The sequence below is a fragment of the Salinimicrobium oceani genome (assembly GCF_012037645.1).
In genome coordinates, this window is the sequence record NZ_JAAVJR010000003.1 from 390,847 (window position 1) to 411,696 (window position 20,850).

General features: G+C 41.3%; 20 protein-coding genes. 11 read left to right on the forward strand and 9 right to left on the reverse strand.

Going from position 1 to position 20,850, the window contains the following annotated elements:
- Nucleotides 1-54: 54 nt before the first annotated feature.
- Together carB and rpmH are read right to left on the reverse strand one after the other, a co-directional pair.
- Nucleotides 55-2,907 (reverse strand): carbamoyl-phosphate synthase large subunit, encoded by a 2,853-nt coding sequence (gene carB, locus HC175_RS07545; protein ID WP_168137873.1) that lies wholly within the window; start codon nucleotides 2,905-2,907, stop codon nucleotides 55-57.
- Nucleotides 2,908-3,009: 102 nt separating this feature from the next.
- Nucleotides 3,010-3,168, reverse strand: a complete 159-nt coding sequence (gene rpmH / locus HC175_RS07550) for a 50S ribosomal protein L34 (RefSeq protein WP_168137874.1) — start codon at nucleotides 3,166-3,168, stop codon at nucleotides 3,010-3,012.
- A 164-nt stretch (nucleotides 3,169-3,332) separates the two neighbouring features.
- Between rpmH and HC175_RS07555 the strand changes: the two genes are divergently transcribed.
- Together HC175_RS07555 and HC175_RS07560 are read left to right on the forward strand one after the other, a co-directional pair.
- Nucleotides 3,333-3,848, forward strand: a complete 516-nt coding sequence (locus tag HC175_RS07555; RefSeq protein ID WP_168137875.1) for a tetratricopeptide repeat protein — start codon at nucleotides 3,333-3,335, stop codon at nucleotides 3,846-3,848.
- Nucleotides 3,849-4,009: 161 nt separating this feature from the next.
- Nucleotides 4,010-4,711, forward strand: a complete 702-nt coding sequence (locus HC175_RS07560; RefSeq protein WP_168137876.1) for a TlpA family protein disulfide reductase — start codon at nucleotides 4,010-4,012, stop codon at nucleotides 4,709-4,711.
- 40 nt (nucleotides 4,712-4,751) lie between these two features.
- On the opposite strand, the gene HC175_RS07565 is transcribed toward HC175_RS07560, so the two are convergent.
- Nucleotides 4,752-5,678 (reverse strand): lytic transglycosylase domain-containing protein, encoded by a 927-nt coding sequence (locus HC175_RS07565; RefSeq protein WP_168137877.1) that lies wholly within the window; start codon nucleotides 5,676-5,678, stop codon nucleotides 4,752-4,754.
- Nucleotide 5,679: 1 nt separating this feature from the next.
- Nucleotides 5,680-6,387: an alpha/beta fold hydrolase gene (locus HC175_RS07570; protein WP_168137878.1), complete on the reverse strand. Its 708-nt coding sequence runs from the start codon at nucleotides 6,385-6,387 to the stop codon at nucleotides 5,680-5,682.
- 201 nt (nucleotides 6,388-6,588) lie between these two features.
- Here HC175_RS07570 and HC175_RS07575 point away from each other — a divergent pair, with 201 nt between their 5' ends.
- On the forward strand, nucleotides 6,589-6,888 hold the full coding sequence (locus tag HC175_RS07575) for an N-acetyltransferase (protein WP_168137879.1): 300 nt from the start codon (nucleotides 6,589-6,591) through the stop codon (nucleotides 6,886-6,888).
- Here HC175_RS07575 and mtaB read toward each other — a convergent pair.
- From mtaB to HC175_RS07590, 3 genes are all read right to left on the reverse strand, one after another.
- Complete coding sequence (mtaB, locus tag HC175_RS07580) at nucleotides 6,885-8,219, reverse strand: tRNA (N(6)-L-threonylcarbamoyladenosine(37)-C(2))-methylthiotransferase MtaB (protein ID WP_168137880.1); 1,335 nt, start codon at nucleotides 8,217-8,219, stop codon at nucleotides 6,885-6,887. The genes HC175_RS07575 and mtaB overlap by 4 nt on opposite strands.
- Nucleotides 8,220-8,430: 211 nt before the next feature.
- Nucleotides 8,431-9,603: a GlmU family protein gene (locus HC175_RS07585; RefSeq protein ID WP_168137881.1), complete on the reverse strand. Its 1,173-nt coding sequence runs from the start codon at nucleotides 9,601-9,603 to the stop codon at nucleotides 8,431-8,433.
- 125 nt (nucleotides 9,604-9,728) lie between these two features.
- Nucleotides 9,729-9,980 (reverse strand): type B 50S ribosomal protein L31, encoded by a 252-nt coding sequence (locus HC175_RS07590; RefSeq protein WP_168024880.1) that lies wholly within the window; start codon nucleotides 9,978-9,980, stop codon nucleotides 9,729-9,731.
- Nucleotides 9,981-10,152: 172 nt separating this feature from the next.
- On the opposite strand from HC175_RS07590, the gene HC175_RS07595 reads away from it, so the two are divergent.
- From HC175_RS07595 to HC175_RS07610, 4 genes are read left to right on the forward strand one after another with little or no spacing between them, the layout of a single operon-like run.
- Nucleotides 10,153-10,683, forward strand: a complete 531-nt coding sequence (locus HC175_RS07595; RefSeq protein WP_168137882.1) for a DUF4199 domain-containing protein — start codon at nucleotides 10,153-10,155, stop codon at nucleotides 10,681-10,683.
- Between the two features lie 10 nt (nucleotides 10,684-10,693).
- On the forward strand, nucleotides 10,694-11,653 hold the full coding sequence (locus HC175_RS07600; RefSeq protein WP_168137883.1) for a glycosyltransferase family 2 protein: 960 nt from the start codon (nucleotides 10,694-10,696) through the stop codon (nucleotides 11,651-11,653).
- 54 nt (nucleotides 11,654-11,707) lie between these two features.
- Nucleotides 11,708-13,438, forward strand: coding sequence for a phospho-sugar mutase (locus HC175_RS07605; protein ID WP_168137884.1), 1,731 nt, complete (start codon nucleotides 11,708-11,710; stop codon nucleotides 13,436-13,438).
- A 10-nt stretch (nucleotides 13,439-13,448) separates the two neighbouring features.
- Complete coding sequence (locus HC175_RS07610) at nucleotides 13,449-15,272, forward strand: ABC transporter ATP-binding protein (protein ID WP_168137885.1); 1,824 nt, start codon at nucleotides 13,449-13,451, stop codon at nucleotides 15,270-15,272.
- Between the two features lie 123 nt (nucleotides 15,273-15,395).
- Here the strand turns inward: HC175_RS07610 and HC175_RS07615 are convergent, their stop codons facing one another.
- Nucleotides 15,396-15,701, reverse strand: coding sequence for a hypothetical protein (locus HC175_RS07615; protein ID WP_168137556.1), 306 nt, complete (start codon nucleotides 15,699-15,701; stop codon nucleotides 15,396-15,398).
- Here HC175_RS07615 and HC175_RS07620 point away from each other — a divergent pair.
- Genes HC175_RS07620 through HC175_RS07630 form a run of 3 tightly spaced genes read left to right on the forward strand, consistent with a single transcriptional unit; the run spans nucleotide 15,674 to nucleotide 17,173 of the window.
- Nucleotides 15,674-16,195 (forward strand): RNA polymerase sigma factor, encoded by a 522-nt coding sequence (locus HC175_RS07620; RefSeq protein ID WP_438865918.1) that lies wholly within the window; start codon nucleotides 15,674-15,676, stop codon nucleotides 16,193-16,195. The genes HC175_RS07615 and HC175_RS07620 overlap by 28 nt on opposite strands.
- 32 nt (nucleotides 16,196-16,227) lie before the next feature.
- Complete coding sequence (locus HC175_RS07625; protein ID WP_168137886.1) at nucleotides 16,228-16,740, forward strand: hypothetical protein; 513 nt, start codon at nucleotides 16,228-16,230, stop codon at nucleotides 16,738-16,740.
- Between the two features lies 1 nt (nucleotide 16,741).
- Nucleotides 16,742-17,173, forward strand: coding sequence for a hypothetical protein (locus HC175_RS07630; protein WP_168137887.1), 432 nt, complete (start codon nucleotides 16,742-16,744; stop codon nucleotides 17,171-17,173).
- Between the two features lie 60 nt (nucleotides 17,174-17,233).
- Here HC175_RS07630 and HC175_RS07635 read toward each other — a convergent pair whose 3' ends face one another.
- Nucleotides 17,234-18,295: a WD40/YVTN/BNR-like repeat-containing protein gene (locus HC175_RS07635; RefSeq protein WP_168137888.1), complete on the reverse strand. Its 1,062-nt coding sequence runs from the start codon at nucleotides 18,293-18,295 to the stop codon at nucleotides 17,234-17,236.
- Nucleotides 18,296-18,369: 74 nt separating this feature from the next.
- On the opposite strand from HC175_RS07635, the gene HC175_RS07640 reads away from it, so the two are divergent.
- Nucleotides 18,370-19,584 carry an RsmB/NOP family class I SAM-dependent RNA methyltransferase gene (locus tag HC175_RS07640; RefSeq protein WP_168137889.1) on the forward strand — a complete coding sequence of 405 codons (1,215 nt, stop codon included), beginning with the start codon at nucleotides 18,370-18,372 and terminating at the stop codon, nucleotides 19,582-19,584.
- Nucleotides 19,585-20,850: the final 1,266 nt, after the last annotated feature.

Sequence of the window (20,850 nt, forward strand, 5' to 3'; positions counted from 1 at the left end):
AAAATAAGAATGCCATCTAAAAAAGATGGCATTCAAAAATAGCATTTTTAGGACCTATTTGCTCAGGTACATTTTTCTTCTTGAATAAAGTTCGTAGAAAGTATCATCTCGAAGGCTGTCAATAAAGAGGATGCTCTCGCCTGTACTCTTCATTTCTGGTCCAAGCTGTTTGTTTACTTTAGGAAACTTATTAAAGGAAAATACGGGTTGCTTGATAGCATAACCTTCAAGTTTAGGTTCATACTTAAAGTCATTCACCTTCTTTTCTCCAAGCATTACTTTGGTAGCATAGTTCACATAGGGCTGCCCATAAGCTTTTGCAATAAAAGGAACGGTTCGGGAAGCTCGTGGATTTGCTTCTATGATGTACACCTTATCGTCTTTAATGGCAAACTGAATGTTGATCAAACCAACAGTATTCAGCGCCAGAGCGATCTTCTTCGTATGATCCTTGATCTGTTGTAATACAAGGTCTCCAAGGTTGAAAGGAGGTAGCAAGGCATTTGAATCTCCGGAGTGAATTCCGCAGGGTTCAATATGTTCCATGATCCCAATGATCTGCACGGTTTCGCCATCACAAATAGCATCTGCTTCAGCTTCTATTGCCCCATCAAGATAATGATCAAGGAGTAGTTTGTTGTTGGGTATCTTCCGAAGCAGATCCACTACGGTAGCTTCAAGATCTTTTTTATTGATCACGATCTTCATTCCCTGCCCTCCAAGCACGTAAGAAGGTCGTACAAGAATTGGAAAATCAAGTTCATCTGCCAAAGCCAAAGCCTCATCTGCCGTTTCTGCGACACCAAACTCAGGATATGGAATATCATTCTCCTGAAGAAGTCTGGAGAAGGAGCCCCTGTCTTCGGCAAGATCTAAGGACTGGTAACTGGTACCAATGATCTTAATTCCATAGCGGTCGAGCTTTTCAGCAAGTTTAAGAGCAGTTTGCCCACCAAGCTGCACAATTACCCCCTCGGGTTTTTCATGCCTGATGATGTCATAGATATGCTCCCAGAAGACCGGTTCGAAGTACAGTTTATCTGCCACATCAAAATCTGTAGAAACAGTTTCTGGATTACAGTTGATCATGATGGTTTCATAACCGCATTCCTTTGCTGCCAGAACCCCGTGCACACAACAGTAATCGAATTCAATTCCCTGGCCTATCCTGTTAGGACCCGAGCCCAGAACTACAATCTTTCTTTTGTCTGAAACCTTACTGTCGTTCTCCACATATCTCACCCCTTCTTTGGTTTCAATATCGGCTTCGAAAGTGGAATAATAATAAGGTGTTTCAGCTTTGAATTCGGCAGCACAGGTATCTACCAGTTTATAGGTACGATTAATGCCTAGCTCTCCTCTTTTGTTGTAAACCTGACTTTCAAGACAACCAACCATATAGGCAATCTGCCTGTCTGCAAAACCTTTTTGCTTGGCTTCGAGCAACAGATCTTTTGGAAGAGAGTCTATGCTGTATTTTGAGATCTCGACCTCTAAAGCGTAAAGTTCTTCGTATTGTTTAAGGAACCACATATCGATCTTGGTGATCTCATGGATCCTCGCCAGCGGAATTCCCAGTTGAATAGCGTCATAGATCACAAAAACCCTGTCCCAGCTCGCATGTTTCAACTTATCGAGAATTAGATCATAACTGGTGTAACCTTTGCCATCTGCCCCTAAACCATTTCTTTTGATCTCCAGGGATTGAGTTGCTTTATGAAGTGCCTCCTGAAAGGAACGTCCAATACCCATAACTTCCCCAACAGATTTCATTTGCAGTCCTAAAGTTCTATCGCTGCCTTCAAATTTATCGAAGTTCCAACGCGGGATCTTTACGATAACATAATCCAGAGTAGGCTCGAATAAAGCTGAAGTAGATTTTGTGATCTGGTTATGTAGCTCATCCAAAGTGTACCCAATGGCCAGTTTTGCTGCGATCTTTGCAATAGGGTATCCGGTTGCCTTTGAAGCCAGAGCAGAAGAACGGGATACACGTGGGTTTATCTCTACTGCGATGATGTCCTCATTTTCGTCTGGACTTACCGCGAACTGCACATTACATCCTCCTGCAAAATCTCCAATACTTCGCATCATCTTGATCGCGAGGTCGCGCATTTTCTGAAAAGTCACGTCGCTCAAGGTCATTGCGGGTGCAACAGTAATGGAGTCACCGGTGTGGATTCCCATGGGATCCATATTTTCAATGGAACAAATAATGACTACGTTGTCATTTTTGTCACGTAAAAGTTCGAGTTCATATTCCTTCCAGCCCAATAAAGCCTTATCGATAAGCACTTCATGAATAGGAGAAACTTCCAATCCATACTGCAGCATTTCATCAAACTGATCTTCTGTATGTACAAAAGAAGCTCCGGTACCGCCTAGAGTGAATGAAGCTCTAATTACAAGCGGAAATCCAAATTCCTGGGCGATCTCTTTTCCCTCAAGAAAAGAGGTGGCAGTTTGTGCCGGGGCAACTGGAACATTGATACGTCCCATCAATTGCTTGAATTTTTCCCGGTCTTCAGTAATATTGATGGCATCAATATCTACTCCAATGATCTTCACATCAAAATCACTCCAAATTCCTTTCTCATCGGCTTCTATACAGAGGTTGAGTGCGGTTTGCCCACCCATTGTTGGAAGCACGGCATCAATTTGCGGATGCGCTTTAAGCACTTCGATGATGGACTTTGTATTAAGTGGTTTGAGATACACATGATCGGCCATGGAAGGGTCGGTCATGATGGTCGCCGGATTAGAATTGATAAGAATGGTCTCAATTCCGTCTTCACGGAGGGATCTCAGGGCCTGAGTACCTGAATAATCAAATTCACAAGCCTGTCCAATAATGATTGGCCCAGATCCAATAATTAAAATGCTTTTAAGGTCTTTATTCTTTGGCATTGGGAAAATTTTGCGTGGTGTTGTAAAAATAGGAACCTATAGGGTATAAAAAAAGGCGCTACTTAAAAAAGTAACACCTTTATTATTTTCGGGAATTATCATCTAGTGTTTGTGCCTGTTCTCTGAGGAAACTGATAACTTCTTTCTTCCTTTAGCTCTTCTACGAGCCAGCACTTTTCTTCCGTTAACACTTTCCATACGCTCTCTGAAACCGTGCTTGTTTTTTCTTTTCCTCTTAGATGGTTGAAACGTTCTTTTCATGATAATTATCTTTAATCTTCTTTGAAATCGCTTTAAAAACAGTTCTAAGACCTCCTCTTAAAACTGCGGGCAAATATACAAAGAGTTTTTACTTAGGCAAACCCTAAAATGAAATAATTTCCAATTGTTTTTCTTACCTTTGCCGGCGTTAAATCCAGTAGCTAATGTTCAATAAAGTCTATAAATTAGTCATCACAGGTATTCTCGTAATCGTTGCCTTATGGCAGTTTTTCGAAGGAAATATAGGAAACGGAATTTTCATTTTACTTCTTGCGGGCATTTTTGTCTTTTTATATTATAAGAACGAGATGATCCTTATGGCCTTCTTAAGATTGCGCAAACAGGATTTTCCAGGAGCTAAAAAGTGGCTCGACAAAATTAAAGATCCAGAAAAAGCGCTAACGCAGAAACAACAAGGATACTACTGGTACCTTCATGGGTTGATGGTTTCTCAAACCAACATGACCCAGGCTGAAAAGTTCTTTAAAAGAGCCGTAAAAATGGGATTATCCATGAAACAGGACCTCGCTATGGCTAAACTCAACCTGGCCGGAATTGCGATGACCAAACGCCGCAAAAGGGAAGCACAAATACTCCTGCAGGAGGCAAAAAAACTGGACAAGCATAATATGCTTGATGAGCAAATAAAAATGATGAAACAACAGATGAAAAAGATCTAAGATCAATTTTTCAGCTGTCCTCTCTGCCTCTCCATTTTAAGTATTTTTTTGTAGGAAGGATTTACCTTGTATTTCAACAAGTAAATTCGCACTTAACCGAGTAAATTTCAGCTGTAGGAAATCATTCAGTACTTTTGTGCTGAAATTGGTCTCCTACTCGAATGAAGAAACTTTTACTTGTAATTCTTACAGTATTTTTTACCGGATCTTCTTTTTCACAACAGGAGCAAATTTCCTTTTCAGAAGCCCTCTCCCTCCACTTACCCAAGTACAAATTACAAGCAGATAAAGCCTACCGCACCAGGAATTTTGAAAGGGCAGAATTTCTTTTTGATTCTTTGATAAATTATAGTCTAAAAGGCAGTCGCCTTGATAACTTTAAAGTAAAGGACCTTAGAAAAAATTCTATTTCTCTGGATGAATTTCAAAAGCCGGTATATTTGACCACATACGCCTCCTGGATCGTACCCACCAAAGGGGAAATTCCGGCGCTTAATAAGCTTGCCGAAAAATATTCAGACGAAGTGGATTTTGTGCTGCTCTTTTGGGATAATCACGACACGGCAAAAGCACTTGCTAAAAAATATCATAAGAATATTAAAGTACTGTATGTGGATGAAATGCAGAATAACAGCTCCTATGTCATTAAAATGATGAAACACTCCCTAGGGCTGCCTACTTCCTTCCTTTTAAATAAAGACAAGGAAATTATTGACATTAGAAGAAAGATCTCGCATCCATATGGCCTGGAACTTGAAAAATCCTTCGACCTGAATTTCAATTCTTTTAATGAAGCGATCTCCTTATTATTGATCAAAGACAGCAGCCAGTACTCTCAAACCAAAGAGGCTTTAACTCCCTAGCAGTATTCTTACTGCAAACCAGGAACTTTTCTGATCTCCTCTATGGCGCCGGACTGTAATATCCTGCTTCCGGAAGCTCAATAAGATACTCCTTACGGGATCTATTTTCAAGATGAGCCTCGCGCAGCCATGGATTGTGTATTTTCAGGATCTTGTAATTAATTCCGTTGTCTTTGGCAAACTTTGCAAAATCTGCTACCGGAGTATCCACCTTGACCTTGTAGGATGGTATCACTGGATAAAGATCCTTTTGCCTGAAGTTGAAACCGTACTTATCAGGATTTTCCATGATCTCTTTAAGGGCAAGGATCCGGAATACATATCTTCCTGTTTCGTCTCCTAACAAAAGATCGTAATAATCCTTTACATCCTGCCGTTCCCTTTGCTTGTCAACACCGTAATTTCCCGCATTATAGGCAGCAGCAGCAAGAGTCCAGCTGCCAAAACGCTCTTTGGATTTTTTCAGGTATTGTGCCGCAACACGTGTTGATTTTTCAAGATTATATCTTTCATCAACATTGTCATTGATCTCCAGCCCGTATTCTTTCCCCGTAGCTTCCATGAATTGCCAGAAACCCCTGGCGCCTGCAGGAGAAACAGCGTTAGTAAGGCTACTTTCTATTACCGCGAGATACTTGAAATCTTCAGGAATCCCATATTCAGCAAGAATTGGCTCAATCACTGGAAAATATTTATTGGCACGTTTGATCAACAGTAAAGTGTTCGACTGCCAGTAGGTATTTACCAGAAGCTCCCTATCCATTCTTTCATAAACATCAGGAATTTCCAACGGCACTTCTTCGCCTGCAAATTCAAGATCCTCTGGCATAGGCAGAGCATATACGTTGTAATCGTTGATCATTTTCTTTTCCTGTACCTCATCACTCGGTGCTTCCTGTACGGCATTAATACTTAAGCCAATCGCTACCACCAAACTTCCACCTAAAAGTATATCCTTGATCTTCATCCTATTCATTTATTAAATTTTCAATCGTTTTTTCCTCCAGTTTTCCTGTTTCAATAATTTCTTCCAGATGTTCATTGAACCACCTAAACCTATTGATGATCATTATATGCGTTCCCTCAGGAACAGTTATGCATCCGTCTATATATTTGTAGGGAAAAATTTCGTCCTTGTCCCCATGGATATGAACAATTCCCGGATAAGGAACTTCTCTTTCCCAACACACCATTTTCTCTATTGCCCAGTCTAAATACCGAACGTCTGTAATAGAAAGATATTTTTTGTAGAGCTTCGCTCTTTTCTTTGCAAAATCACCTACTGCCAGTTTTTCAAAGGCGTCAACATGTCTCGCTAATGAGGTAGGCAGGATCTTGAACAATTTTGTGCATCTCGCAAATCTCATGCGGCGTGGCAATTCCTTTTCACTCTTAACACTAGAAATTATAATCACGCGCTTTACAGCCATAAGCTGTGCCATTTCCTGTACAATAACTCCGCCAAAAGAAACACCGATCAATACAGAATCCTCGTGTTTTATTTTATGACAAAGCCTTTTGGAATATTCCTTCAGGCCTTCATTGGGTTTTGGCAGCAACCAGTCCAGCCAATGAATCTCATATTTATTTTCAGGAAGTTGAATCTTCTCAAAAATACTCGGATTTGCCGCCAATCCCGGCATACAATAAACATGCGTGAGCTGATTCTTCGTCATTTAATGGCTGCTTCTACAGCTTGATTCTGCTTAAAATTAATTATCTTTATAGTCAAATTTAAAAGAAATTCGCGGCATTCAGGAACTTTTAATATTTAAAATCTGCTTTAGATCATTACCATAAATATTATAATTCCTCTGTACATCATAAGCATGTTTCCGCTGGTTTCTACACATTAACAGGAACAAACAATCATGATTATGAACCCTCAATTATCTGTGAATGACAACGAATTCCTTCGTCAGTTTGAATCTGAGATAGAAGGGGAATTGGCAAAGATCGAATATTCACAACAGGATAGAAAAATATTCCTTACGAAACTTGAGATGAGTGATAGCCTTAAGGAAAAAGGTTACCTGGAACCCTTTATTGAAAGCGTTCTCGATCTTATCAAGGAAAGAGAAATTAGAGTAATGCCCACCAGCCCTGCAGTAGCGAAATTTATGAGAAAGCACCGTCGAAAATATAAGGATATGCTTCCGGTAGGAATAAATATCTAAACCAGCACCCGCTCTTTTACATATTCAAAGCGCACTATCCCATCTTCTCCTATCTTCTGTAGCTCTACCTGGTGTAATGTATTCACCAGTTCAGGATTCCAGGGAGTTTTGACCTTGACGTAATTTTCTGTAAAACCGTGAATATACCCTTCCTTATTTTCTCCTTCGAAAAGTACTGTCTTCTCCTTTCCTAGCTGAGATTCATAAAAAGCCCTTCTTTTCTTGGCAGACAGGCCTCTGAGCATCTTACTTCTTTTCTTCCGGATTTTGAGAGGAACCACATCGGCCATTTCGGCTGCAGGGGTATTTTCTCGTTCAGAATAGGTAAAAACGTGCAGGTAGGAAATATCCAGGTCATTCAGGAAATTATAGGTTTCCAGGAAGTGTTCATTGGTTTCTCCGGGAAAACCTACAATAACATCCACACCAATACAAGCATTAGGCATAACCTCTTTGATCCTGTTCACACGATCTATATATAGCTCTCTCATGTACCGGCGGCGCATTGCCTTCAGGATATCGTTGCTTCCACTTTGAAGAGGAATATGAAAATGCGGTACGAAGGTCTTACTCCGGGCCACAAAATTTATGGTATCATTTTTCAGAAGATTTGGCTCTATGGAAGAAATTCTCAGTCTTTCAACGCCCTCTACCTCATCAAGAGCTTTTACCAAATCGAGAAAAGTGTGCTCGTGTTTTTTATTCCCGAATTCCCCCTTACCATAATCACCAATATTTACTCCGGTAAGTACGATCTCTTTAATTCCTTTCTCACTTATTTTTCTGGCATTTTCCAGAACATTTCCCAAGGTATCACTCCTGGAAATACCTCGAGCCAGGGGAATGGTACAATAGGTACATTTATAATCACAGCCATCCTGCACCTTTAAAAATGCTCTTGTACGGTCCCCAAAGGAATAGGAACCCACATAGAAATCGGCTTCCTCAATTTCGCAGGAATGCACCTCTCCCATATCATTTTTAGTGAGGTCATTCAGGTAGTTTGTTATTTTGAATTTTTCAGTCGCTCCCAGCACCAGGTCAACTCCGTCTACTGCAGCGAGCTCCTCTGGTTTTAACTGAGCATAACATCCTACTGCAATCACAAAGGCATTCTCATTTGCCTTTTGAGCCTGCTTTACAATAGTTTTAAATCTTTTGTCAGCATTATCTGTTACCGAGCAGGTGTTGATCACATAAATGTCGGCAGCTTCACTGAAATCAACTCGTAAAAAACCTTCATCTTTAAAAGATCGGGCGATCGTAGAGGTTTCTGAGAAGTTCAATTTGCAGCCGAGGGTGTAAAAAGCAACTTTTTTTGGATCTTCCATTTCTTCTTCTTCTCAATTTCCGATTCGTAAGCATCAGAAGTTCAGTTAAATATAAAAGCCTCTAAAAATGACATTTTAGAGGCTGCAAAGATACCAACTTTAAATCAATGTACAATTAGTGGAGAGTGTAAAGGGGAAAGTCCCGCCTATATAAATTCCCCATCGATCACCGATAACTGATCACTGATCACTGAATACTAAATACTAAATACTATTCCCTCCTGTACTTCTTGGTGTCATCAAAAACCTGATCCAGAATTGCCTTATCCTGTTCAGAAAATTCAATATTCCGACGTGCCATAACTTTTTCGGCCACTTCAAATGCTTTTTCAGTTTTATAAGTCGTAGTTCCACCACTTCCGCCCCAGCTAAAGCTCGGGACGAAGTTTCGGGGGAATCCGGCACCAAAAATATTAGTGCTCACCCCCACTACAGTCCCTGTGTTGAACATGGTATTGATCCCACACTTGCTGTGATCTCCCATCATGAGTCCGCAGAACTGCAGCCCGGTTGGTGCAAATCTTTCCGAAGCATAATCCCACAGCCTTACTTCGGCATAATTGTTCTTTAGATTCGAGGTATTCGTATCGGCGCCAAGATTACACCATTCTCCCAGCACCGAATTGCCTAAAAAGCCATCGTGACCTTTATTAGAGTATCCAAAAATGACAGAATTACTCACTTCTCCTCCAACTTTAGAATGCGGCCCAACTGTAGTGGCGCCATAGATCTTAGCTCCCATTTTCAGGGTCGCATGCTCGCACAAGGCAAACGGACCTCGCACGATACTTCCCTCCATTATTTCGGCATCTGCGCCTATATATATAGGTCCTTCGGAAGCATTTAAAATTGCGCACTCCATTCTAGCTCCCTCCTCTAAAAAGACATTTTCGGGTGCTATAATCTGGTTGGTGGAAGAAAGCGGCTTACTTTTCCTATCCTGGGTAAGAAGATCGAAATCTGCCGTGATCGCTTCAGCGTTAAGTCTAAAGATATCCCAGGTATGCTCGACGATGAAGGCCTTGCCTTCCATTTCGATAGCACTGCACTTTTCAAATTCGACATCCTGTTCTTCATAGGCATGAAATGCAACAACATCTTCCTCGTGAAAAACCGCCTCTCCCGGCTGCAGTCCTTTTATTTGTTCTACAAGTTCGGCCGTAGGCAGGAAACCTGCATTGATCATGATATTTTCCTCCATTTCAACCATCGGCCACTTTTCAGAAAGGTAATCTTCAGTAATGGTAGAGGTGGTCGAGTTCAGAAATTTCTCCCATTTCTCACGAATGCTAAGAATTCCCACTCTTATATCGGCAACAGGGCGGGTAAAGGTAAAGGGCAGAAGTTGATTTCTCACTGGCCCGTCAAACAAGATATAGTTCATTTGAGCGTCGTTTTAAAGGTAAAGGTACAAGTTAATTTAGACAGGGTAAAATGTGCGGAAACAGAAAAAATGAGACCAAAAAAAAGCCTCCCTTACAGGAGGCTTAAGCTATAATAAAGCGAAAATTACTTTTTGAACTTCGCGTATTTATTCTTGAATTTGTCAATTCTACCGGCAGTATCCAATAACTTGGCTTTACCAGTATAGAAAGGGTGAGAAGTTCTGGAGATCTCCAACTTCACTAAAGGATATTCCTCACCATCAACTTCAATAGTTTCTTTCGTGTTTGCGGTAGATTTGGTAAGAAACACCTCATCGTTAGACATGTCTTTAAACGCTACCAATCTATAATTTTCCGGATGGATTCCCTGCTTCATCTCTTTATTCTTTAAAATCTTGTAATTTTTTCGAGGTGCAAATTTAATTAATTTTTACAAAGCAACAAGTATTCTGTCTTAATTTTTTCTAATAAAAGAAAGCTAATGCAGCTGTGTAACGTTTTATTATATTTGCTTACTAACCGTAATAACTAACCAAATTTAATACTTTATGGAAGCTCAACAAGCAAAAGCCCGGAAATTTGTTCTTAATTACGGTTTACTCCTGGGAATTCTCCTGGTCACCCTTGGTGTTATCATGTATGTCACCAACAATCATCTCGATCCACACTGGTCGTTTATGCTTATAAGTTTTGCTATTTTTATAGCAGTGGTAGTTTATGGTATAAAAGCCTTTAAAAAAGAAAATGCTGGTTTCCTTAGCCTGGGAGAAGCAATAAAAGTCGCAGTAGGTATAGGCCTGGTCGCTGCTATCCTTGGTGGCATTTGGAATGTACTTTTAGCAACAGTTATTGAGCCAGATTACATGGAACAAATGTCTGAGTTCCAAAGGGAACAAATGATCGAAAGATATCCTGAAATGGCCGATGCGCAAATTGAGCAGGCACTCGAAATGACCGCAACCTTTAGCAGCCCATGGGTTAGCTTCGCAATGGTACTGGTCATGTACATGCTGTTTGGTCTTGTTCTGGGATTGATTGCCGGTCTTATTATGAAGCAAAAAAGGCCTTACGACGTCTAAAAATTTATTGATGCAGTTATCTATTGTCATCCCACTTCTTAACGAAGAGGAATCTTTAAATGAATTATACAATTGGATCGCAACCGTTATGCGATCCAATTCTTTTTCCTATGAGATCATTTTTATTGATGATGGCAGCACCGACAATTCCTGGAAGATCATTAAAAAGATTGCTGCGGAAGATCCCTTTGTAAAAGGAGTGAAATTCAACCGCAATTATGGAAAATCGCAGGCACTGCATGTAGGTTTCGATAAAGCTGAAGGTGATGTTATCATTACCATGGATGCCGACCTTCAGGACAATCCCGAAGAAATTCCTGAACTCTACCAGCTCATTCAAAAAGAAGGTTACGACCTCATCTCGGGCTGGAAAAAGAAGAGGTATGATTCCGTTCTTTCAAAAAACTTACCATCCAAACTTTTCAACGCAGCAGCCAGAAAAACCTCGGGCCTTAAGCTGCATGATTTTAACTGCGGACTCAAAGCATACCGAAAAGCGGTCATCAAGAACATTGATGTATATGGTGAAATGCACAGGTACATTCCTGTTTTAGCCAAAAATGCCGGTTACTCTCGCATAGACGAGAAGATTGTAAAACACCAGGCACGAAAATACGGTAAGACCAAATTTGGAGCAGAGCGCTTTATAAATGGCTTTCTGGATCTCATTACCATCTGGTTTCTCTCTAAATTCGGCAAGCGGCCAATGCACCTTTTCGGGGCCCTGGGAATTCTCATGTTCTTTTTCGGGTTCCTTTTTGCCATTTGGATTGGAGCGTCCAAACTCTATAAATTATACCAGGGTCACCCAAGCATACTTGTTACAGACAATCCCTGGTTCTATATTTCCTTAACTACCATGATCCTTGGAACTTTACTGTTCATCGCAGGGTTTCTGGGAGAACTGGTGCTTCGCAGCAGCCGTGAAAAAGACCGCTATCGCATTAGCGAAACTACAGGAGAGTTTTAACCTGCTTTCTTTTTAGAAATCCTTATTTTTGTGGCTGATCAAATAAATTGTGGCATGAGCTATTACGATATAAAAACACGAGCAGAATCCTGGTTAGATCCAGTTTTTGATGAAGCAACTAAAGCAGAAGTGAAAAATCTTCTTGAGAGCGATCCAGATGAACTAAAGGAGAGCTTTTATAAGGACCTGGAATTCGGTACTGGCGGAATGAGAGGAATCATGGGAGTTGGTACTAACAGGATCAATAAATATACTTTGGGGAAAAATACCCAGGGTCTTTCCAATTACCTCAGGCAGCAATTTCCTGAAGAAGATCTGCGAGTTGTAATCGCATATGACTGCCGAAACAATAGCAAAGAACTGGCACGAGTGGTTGCAAATGTTTTTTCTGCTAACGGCATTAAGGTCTTTCTTTTTTCTGAGCTTCGTCCTACACCCGAACTTTCTTTCGCTGTGAAATACCTGGACTGTCACTGCGGAATTGTTCTAACTGCCAGTCATAATCCGCCAGAATATAACGGCTATAAGGTCTACTGGCAGGATGGAGGGCAATTAGTACCACCCCAGGACAAGGAGATCGTAGAGGTGATCAATGCACTTGATTATGCTGAAGTAAAGTTTGAAGCCAATGATGACCTCATTGAACTTATCGACACAAAAGTGGATGAGGCATTTATAAAGGCCTCTGTAGAAAATGGTAGTTTTGATACGCCACAGGAAGCAAAGGACAATTTGAAGATCGTATTTACTTCCCTGCATGGCACTGCCATAAAATTAAACCCAAGAGTTCTCGAGACTGCAGGATATAAGAATATTCATATTGTAGAGGAGCAGGCGCAACCAGACGGTAACTTCCCTACTGTTGAATCACCAAATCCCGAGGAGCCTGCAGCATTAAAAATGGCTCTTGAAAAAGCCGACGCCGTTGGTGCAGATATCGTAATTGGAACAGATCCAGATGGTGACAGGCTGGGTATTGCGGTGCGGAATTCTGAAGGTGAGATGGAGCTGCTTAATGGTAACCAAACCATGCTTGTTATGACATGGTTCCTGTTGGAACAGTGGAAAAAACAAGATAAGATAAAGGGTCGGGAATTCGTTGGCTCCACTATCGTATCTACACCCATGCTTCGCGTAGTGACCGAAGATTATGGCGTGCGGTACCAGGAAGGGCTTACGGGCTTTAAATGGATCGCTAAAATGATCAAAGACAATCCAAATCTCGCCTATATTGGCGGCGGTGAGGAGAGCTTCGGCTTCATGGTGGGAGATTTTGTACGTGATAAGGACGCTACTACCTCTACCCTCCTCGCCTGTGAGATTGCAGCACAAATGAAGGCTAAAGGGATTTCCTTTTATGGCAAACTGCTTGAACTCTACTCACAATATGGTCTTTATAAGGAAGAGCTGGTCTCCCTTGTCAAAAAAGGCATTGATGGAGCTGAACAAATTAAGAACATGATGATAAGCCTGCGTGACAATCCGCTGGCCGAAATTGGAGGTGAAAAAGTGGTTCTTGTTGAAGATTATGAAAGCTCCAAAGCATTTCATTACGGCCTTACCGAAACCACTGTTGAAACTTTAGACATTCCAGGATCAAATGTTTTGATCTATTACACTGAAAATGGTACTAAAGTAGCTGCCAGGCCCAGCGGAACAGAACCAAAAATTAAATTTTACATCAGTGTAAATGCTCCATTAGAAGATGTGCAGAATTTTAAGGAAGTTGAACAGCAGCTTTCAGAAAAAATTGCAGGAATTAAATCTGAGCTAAAACTGGCATAAGCCGCCATTAATGAATTATTTTAAGAAGATCTTACAGTTCGCAATTCCTTATAAGCGTTTTGCGATCCTCAACATAATTTGTAACATTTTTTACGCGCTCTTCAGCACCCTGTCTTTTCTGGCGTTGATCCCCGTGATCCAGATCCTTTTTGACAAGACCAAAAGAGTTGCAGAAGAGCCGGTCTATATGGGTCTTGGCAGCCTAAAGGATTATGTTGTAGATGCCTTTAACTATGAGATCACACAACGCATTAATGCAGATGAGGTTTCTGCCCTCTTATTTGTATGTGCAGTTGTGGTGGTCCTGTTTTTTCTAAAGAACCTGTTCGGATATCTGGCAGCCTTTTTTATTACCTTTTTGAGAAATGGAGTGCTGCGGGATGTTCGTAATGCGATCTATGATAAGATCCTTGCCCTGCCGGTCTCCTATTTTTCTGAAAAGCGGAAAGGAGATACGATTTCAAGAATAACTGCCGATGTTAATGAAGTACAGACCTCCTTTTTATCCATCCTCGAACTGGTAGTAAAGGAACCACTAACGATTATTTTTACGATCACCTTCATGTTGATCATGAGTCCCACGCTCACACTGTTCGTTTTCGTATTTCTTCCCATATCAGGATTTATCATTTCACTAATTGGAAAAAAACTTAAAAGTCAGTCAAACCTGGCGCAGGAGGAGAATGGATATTTTCTGTCATTAGTGGAAGAAACCCTTTCGAGTTTAAAGATTGTCAAAGGTTTCAATGCTGAAGATAAGTTCCGTAAGAAATTTGGAGCATCCACGCACAGGTTAAAGAGAATTCTGGATAGTCTTCTCAACAGGCAAAACCTTGCCTCTCCTACCAGCGAATTTCTTGGCATCTTTGTGATTGTCATTATCCTATGGTTTGGCGGAAATATGGTTCTGGTTCAGGGAACACTGGATGGCGCTACCTTTATTGCTTTTATGGGCCTGGCGTACAATATACTTACTCCGGCGAAGCAAATAAGCAAGGCGACTTACAGTGTCAAAAAAGGAGATGCAGCTGCAGAAAGGATATTCCAGATCCTCGAAACTCAAAGTACTATTGTAGATGCTCCCAATGCCATTGAAAAGGAAAATTTTGAGGAAAAGATCGAAATAAAGAATATTTCCTTTAAATACGAGGAGGAAAATGTGCTTAAAAATTTTAGTATTGATGTCCCTAAAGGGGCAACTGTAGCTCTTGTGGGTCAATCTGGAAGCGGTAAATCGACAATCGCCAACCTGGTCACCAGGTTTTATGATGTCAATGAAGGCGCCATTTTGGTTGATGGAATTGACATAAGGAAGATCACCAAGAAATCTCTTCGTCATCTTATGGGGCTCGTGACTCAGGATTCAATTCTGTTCAATGACACTATAAGAAACAATGTTGGCCTCGGAAAAGATGGTGCTACAGATGCAGAGATCATTGATGCTTTAAAAATTGCCAACGCATGGGAATTTGTAAAGGACCTGCCCCTGGGGCTGGAGACAAATATTGGAGACAGCGGAAACAAGCTCAGCGGTGGCCAGAAGCAAAGACTTTCTATTGCCCGTGCCGTTCTTAAGAATCCGCCGATCATGATCCTTGACGAAGCCACTTCTGCCCTTGATACAGAAAGTGAAAGACTGGTGCAGAAAGCACTTGAGAATATGATGAAGAACAGAACCTCAATTGTAATTGCCCATAGACTATCTACTATTCAAAATGCCGATATGATCGTGGTGATGCAAAGAGGACAAATAGTAGAGCAAGGGAGACACGAGGAATTGCTGGCAAGAAAATCTACTTACCAGAAGCTCGTGGAAATGCAATCTTTCGAATAAAGATCCAGAGAACAAATTTCAAAGGGTTCCAAAAATGTCATTTTTGGAACCCTTTCTTATTACAAATAAAATCTTAATAAAGGAACAGGCTGCTTATAAATGAAAAAAATGGATGAAGTAGGTTCACCCATTTTTCCTAATCCTGACACCGTTTTTGGGGCCAACGGAGACAAGATCTCCAACATTTGGAGCAAAAAAGATAACTTTTTCACAATGTGAAGATACTACAAAAATCTTCATTTCCAAATTTTTTGTGCATTTTATCCTAAAAATATGTATTTCATCGATATTTCTCCTGAATATACCTTCTCCTTCGGCTTGTAATTTCTCCGTAAATCCTGCTATCTTTATCGGCTTTGAAAAATGAATTTCCAGTAGTGAATCCTTCCGAAGAGAAATTAGTGCAGCTTTTACAGGATCCAGCCTCACGCAATGAGGCTTTCAGGGAACTCCTGCACCTTTACCAGGAACGGCTATACTGGCAAATAAGAAATATTCTGAAAAATCACGAGGACAGTGATGATGTACTTCAGAATACCTTTATCAAGATCTTTAGGAATATCGAGAAATTCAAAGGTGAGAGCCAGCTTTTTTCCTGGATGTACCGCATTGCCACCAATGAAGCCATCACTTTCCTCAACAATAGATCGAAGAAATTACAAATAAGTTCAGAAGAACTGCAGCAGCAAATTATAGATAATCTGGAAAATGATGTTTACTTCGAGGGCAATGAAATTCAGCTAAAGCTGCAAAAAGCGATTGCCAGGCTTCCGCAAAAGCAACAGCAGGTTTTTAACATGAAGTACTTTCAGGAATTGAAATATAAAGAAATTTCAGATATCTTGGGAACTTCAGAAGGGGCATTGAAAGCTTCTTATCATCACGCGACTAAAAAAATTGAAGAATTTTTAAAACAGGGTTAAACCAATTATAGAAATTCCAGTCAAATAAATAAATGAAAAAGAACGGGTTACCATATAGATCAGATTCAGGAATGAAGGTTCCGGAAAATTATTTCCAGGACTTTGAATCCCGTATGATGACACGTCTCAACATTTCAAAAGGAGAGGCAGTAGAAAATCCGTTTAAGGTACCTGCGGCATATTTTGAAGACCTGGAGAAAAAGGTGTTCGTTAAACTGGAGCAGGAAGCTTCAGAAAAAGGAAAGGTCATTCCTCTCTTTAACCGTCGCCTGCTCTCATATGTTGCGAGCATTGCTGCGGTCCTGGCAATTTTACTGGCTTCAGTAGTTTTCAACAGCTCCAGGGAGATTGGTTTTGAGGATCTGGACATGGTTGCCGTCGAAAATTACCTTTTGGAGTCGCTTGACCTTGAAAATCCCAATGAGTCACCCATTGATGAATACAATTATACAGCTTCGGCTAACCCCAATATTGATAAAGAAGCCCTGCTCGAATATCTGAATGATCACATTGAAGAGCCGGCACTCCTACTTAATGAAGATTAAAATGAAAAATGTTTTTACGTTCCTTGTCCTGCTTCTGAGTTTAAATTTATTTGCACAGGACAGATCTGAACATCGTGAAAAAATACGGGCCCTTAAAACGGCTTATATTACTGAAGGTTTGAAGCTTACACCAAAGGAGGCCCAGCAATTTTGGCCTATTTACAACGAATACGATGATAAGCGAAGAAATCTCTATCGTCGGGAAAGAGCCAAATTAGAGAATATTGAGTGCATGACCGAAGATAAAGCAAACTCACAACTCGAGGAATACGTGGAAATAGAACGTGAGGATTATCTTCTGAAAAAGAGATATTTCCAGGATCTTAGAAAAATTTTTACAGCCCGAAGAATTATGCAGCTCAAAAAGGTAGAAGATGAATTTAATGAGAAAATGATGCGTGAATATAAGGCACGCCAGGCTTCAAACAAATAGAAATTGAGTTTTTGGTTGGTTAGTTAGTAGGGATCCGGCAGCAGCAATGCGCCGGATCTTCTATTTGAAATACAGTTTTGCCAGCTTGTTCTTTCCGGCAGCATAAGCAACCGTATCATTGACGAATCGCAGCGTATAGAATCCCTCATCTGAGATCTGTTTCCAGCTCGCTCCCGCATCGGCCGAATAGCTGATCCCTGTGAACCCAACAGCCAGGATCTTGTCTCCATTTCCATTTGGGAAATACCTGATACTGCTCTTATAACCAGGATTCTGGTTGTCGGCAATTAAGGTCCAGGTTCTTCCGCCATCTGTAGTTCGGGCTTTATTACCACTGTTTTCTACGGGTGCAGTATAATCTCCCCCAATAATTACTCCTTGCTGTTCATCGTAAAAATCCAGTGAGTAGCCACCCTGCGTACTCTTCCCCTGTACCACCGGAGTATTGAAAACCTCCCAGCTTCTGCCTTTGTTTGGCGTAAAGAAAATCCTGGATTTCACACCACCAGATAGTATCCAGGCCTTGTCACCCTCTACTGCAATGTTAGAATTGCTCGCAGCAAAAGCCGCTTCACCTTCAGCTGCTTTGGGCAGATCATTACAGGAGATCTTTTTCCAGCTCTTTCCTCCATCCCGCGTGATTATAATAGAAAGACAATCTTCCACGGGATCCCCCATGGCAATACCTTCCTGATCATTCCAGAAGGTCATGGCATCATAAAAAACCTTTTCATGCGCTTCGGTATAGACCAATTCCAGTCCGTCATTTCCCGTCTTGTACAACAGAGCCGGATTTCCTACGCTTAGCAGAAAAATGTCATTAGAGGTCGCTGCTACGGCCCTGAATTCGGGATAAACAGTATCGTACTGCTGCCTGTCGACCCGCATTTCATCATTAGCCGAATTATAAATTCCGTAAGCTCCGTTAGAGCCTGCGAAAACCACATCTTCACCAACCACCTCTATTGCACGAATGCTAATGGAGTCTTCCAGCAGCATATCTATTTCAACTGTAGAAATTGCCTTTGGAGCCAGGTTCCTTTCGGCCTCCTGTTTATCTTGTTTTGAATCTGATTTACAGCCCATTACCAGGCAGCAAAGTATAATAGCAAATCGTTTCATCTCTCTAATTTGGGTTTAAAGATAGAATTTTTGGAAGTTTAAAAACCGTACCTTTGCAGCTTTAAATAAATTATATGCGCTTACACAGAAATTTGGTTTTTGCAACCGTCGATGCCCTCGGAAAGATCTTTAATGAAGGAGAATACGCCGATAAGGTTATTGAGAAAACGCTGAAATTCGATAAACGCTGGGGAGCTCGCGATCGTAGTTTTATTGCTGAAACCACTTATGACATAGTACGTTGGAAGCGTCTTTATTCTGAAATTGCTGAAGTTAAGGCTCCATATTCCCGTGAAAATCTTTTTCGTCTGTTTGCCGTTTGGGCTACCCTTCGCGGCATTGAATTGCCCGACTGGAAACAGTTGGAACCCACTCCCACCCGCCGTATCAAAGGAAAGTTCGACGAATTGAGCAGGATAAGAAAGTACAGGGAATCTGTACCCGACTGGCTTGATGAGCTGGGGGTAAAGGAACTTGGAGAGGAGACCTGGGAAAAAGAGATTCACGCTCTTAACCAGCAGGCCCCGGTGATCTTAAGAACCAATACTTTAAAGACCAACAAAACAAAACTCCAGCAGGAGCTTCAAAAAGAGGGAATAGAAACCGAATTTTTAGATACCTATCCCGATGCTCTTCAGTTGAAGGAAAGAGCGAATGTCTTTAGAACAGAAGCCTTCAAAAATGGCTTTTTTGAAGTACAGGATGCCTCCTCTCAAAGAGTGGCCGAATTCCTAGAAGTAGAACCTGGAATGAGAGTCATTGACACCTGTGCCGGTGCCGGTGGTAAATCTCTCCATCTGGCTGCACTTATGGAGAATAAGGGCCAGTTAATTGCCACAGATATTTACGAAAATAAGCTTAAGGAATTGAAGCGCCGTGCCCGCCGTGCCGGGGCGCACAACATAGAACCGCGAGTGATCGATTCTTCTAAAGTAGTGAAGAAACTTTACAGTAGTGCCGACAGGGTATTGATCGATGCCCCTTGTAGCGGACTTGGAGTTCTAAGCCGAAATCCCGATGCAAAATGGAAACTGCAGCCAGAATTTTTGGAAACTATAAAACAGACTCAGCAGGAGATCCTGAAACAGTATTCAAAAATGGTAAAAGAAGGCGGAAAACTGGTGTATGCCACCTGTTCGGTCTTACCTTCAGAAAATGGGGAGCAGGTAAAGAATTTCCTGGAAACAGATGAAGGAAAAGAATTCAGCCTTGCAAAAGAACAGAAGATCCTTTCGAGCGAAACCGGATTTGATGGTTTTTACATGGCGCTGCTGGAAAAGAAAAAATAAGGATTGGGCTAAAGCCCCAGTCAAGATTCACCTGTTGCCTCCGGATAAATCCGGAGGCAATTCATTTTAATCCAATCTCAATATTCCTCACCTCCTCAAAAAAACCTTAGCTAAATTCCCTCCGCGTTCTACCCTTCCGAAGGAAAAAATCATGAATTCCCTCCGCCTTCAGGCGGAGGATTATAAACCAATTGCTCCGGGCTTTAGCCCAAAGGAACGTCCGCAGAAAAAGTGTCTCAAAAATGTCATTTCTGAATGGAAATATTCTCGAGTTGATTCAAAACTTGTTCTGCACTATTGAAGAAAACAGCATGAATTCCCTACGCCTTCAGGCGGAGGATTATGAAACCAATTTCTCCGGGCTTCAGCCCAAAGGAACGCCCGCAGAAAAAGAGTCTCAAAAATGTCATTTTTAAAAGGAAATATTCTCGCGTTATCTTAAAACCCGTTCTACCCTTCCGAAGGAAAAAATCATGAATTCCCTCCGCCTTCAGGCGGAGGATTATGAAACCAATTGCTCCGGGCTTCAGCCCAAAGGAACGTCCGCAGCGCAAGAGTCTCAAAAATGTCATTTTTAAAAGGAAATATTCTCGCGTTATCTTAAAACCCGTTCTACCCTTCCGAAGGAAAACAGCATAAATTCCCTCCGCCTTCAGGCAGAGGATTATGAAACCAATTGCTCAGGGCTTTAGCCCAAATAAACGTCCGTAGAAAAAGGGTCTCAAAAATGTCATTTTTGAAAGGAAATATTCTCGTGTTATCTTAAAACCCGTTCTACCCTTCCGAAGGAAAACAGCATAAATTCCCTCCGCCTTCAGGCGGAGGATTGAAAATCATTTGCTCCGGGCTTCAGCCCAATTGAACTTCCGCAGAAAAAGGGTCCCAAAAATGTCTTTTTTGGGAAGTAATTATTCTCCAGTTATCTAAAAATCTCCTTCTACCCTTCCGATGAAAAAATCATAAATTCCCTCCGCCTTCAGGCGGAGGATTATGAAACCAATTGCTCAGGGCTTCAGCCCAAAGGAACGTCCGCAGCAAAAGAGTCTCAAAAATGTCATTTTTGAGAAGTAATTATTCTCCAGTTATCCCGAAATCTCCTGCTGCACTTCCGAAGGAAAACAGCATAAATTCCCTCCGCCTTCAGGCGGAGGATTATGAAACCAATTTCTCCGGGCTTTAGCCCAATTGAACGTCCGCAGAAAAAGGGTCCCAAAAATGTCATTTTTGGGAAGTAATTATTCTCCAGTTATCTGAAAATCTCCTTCT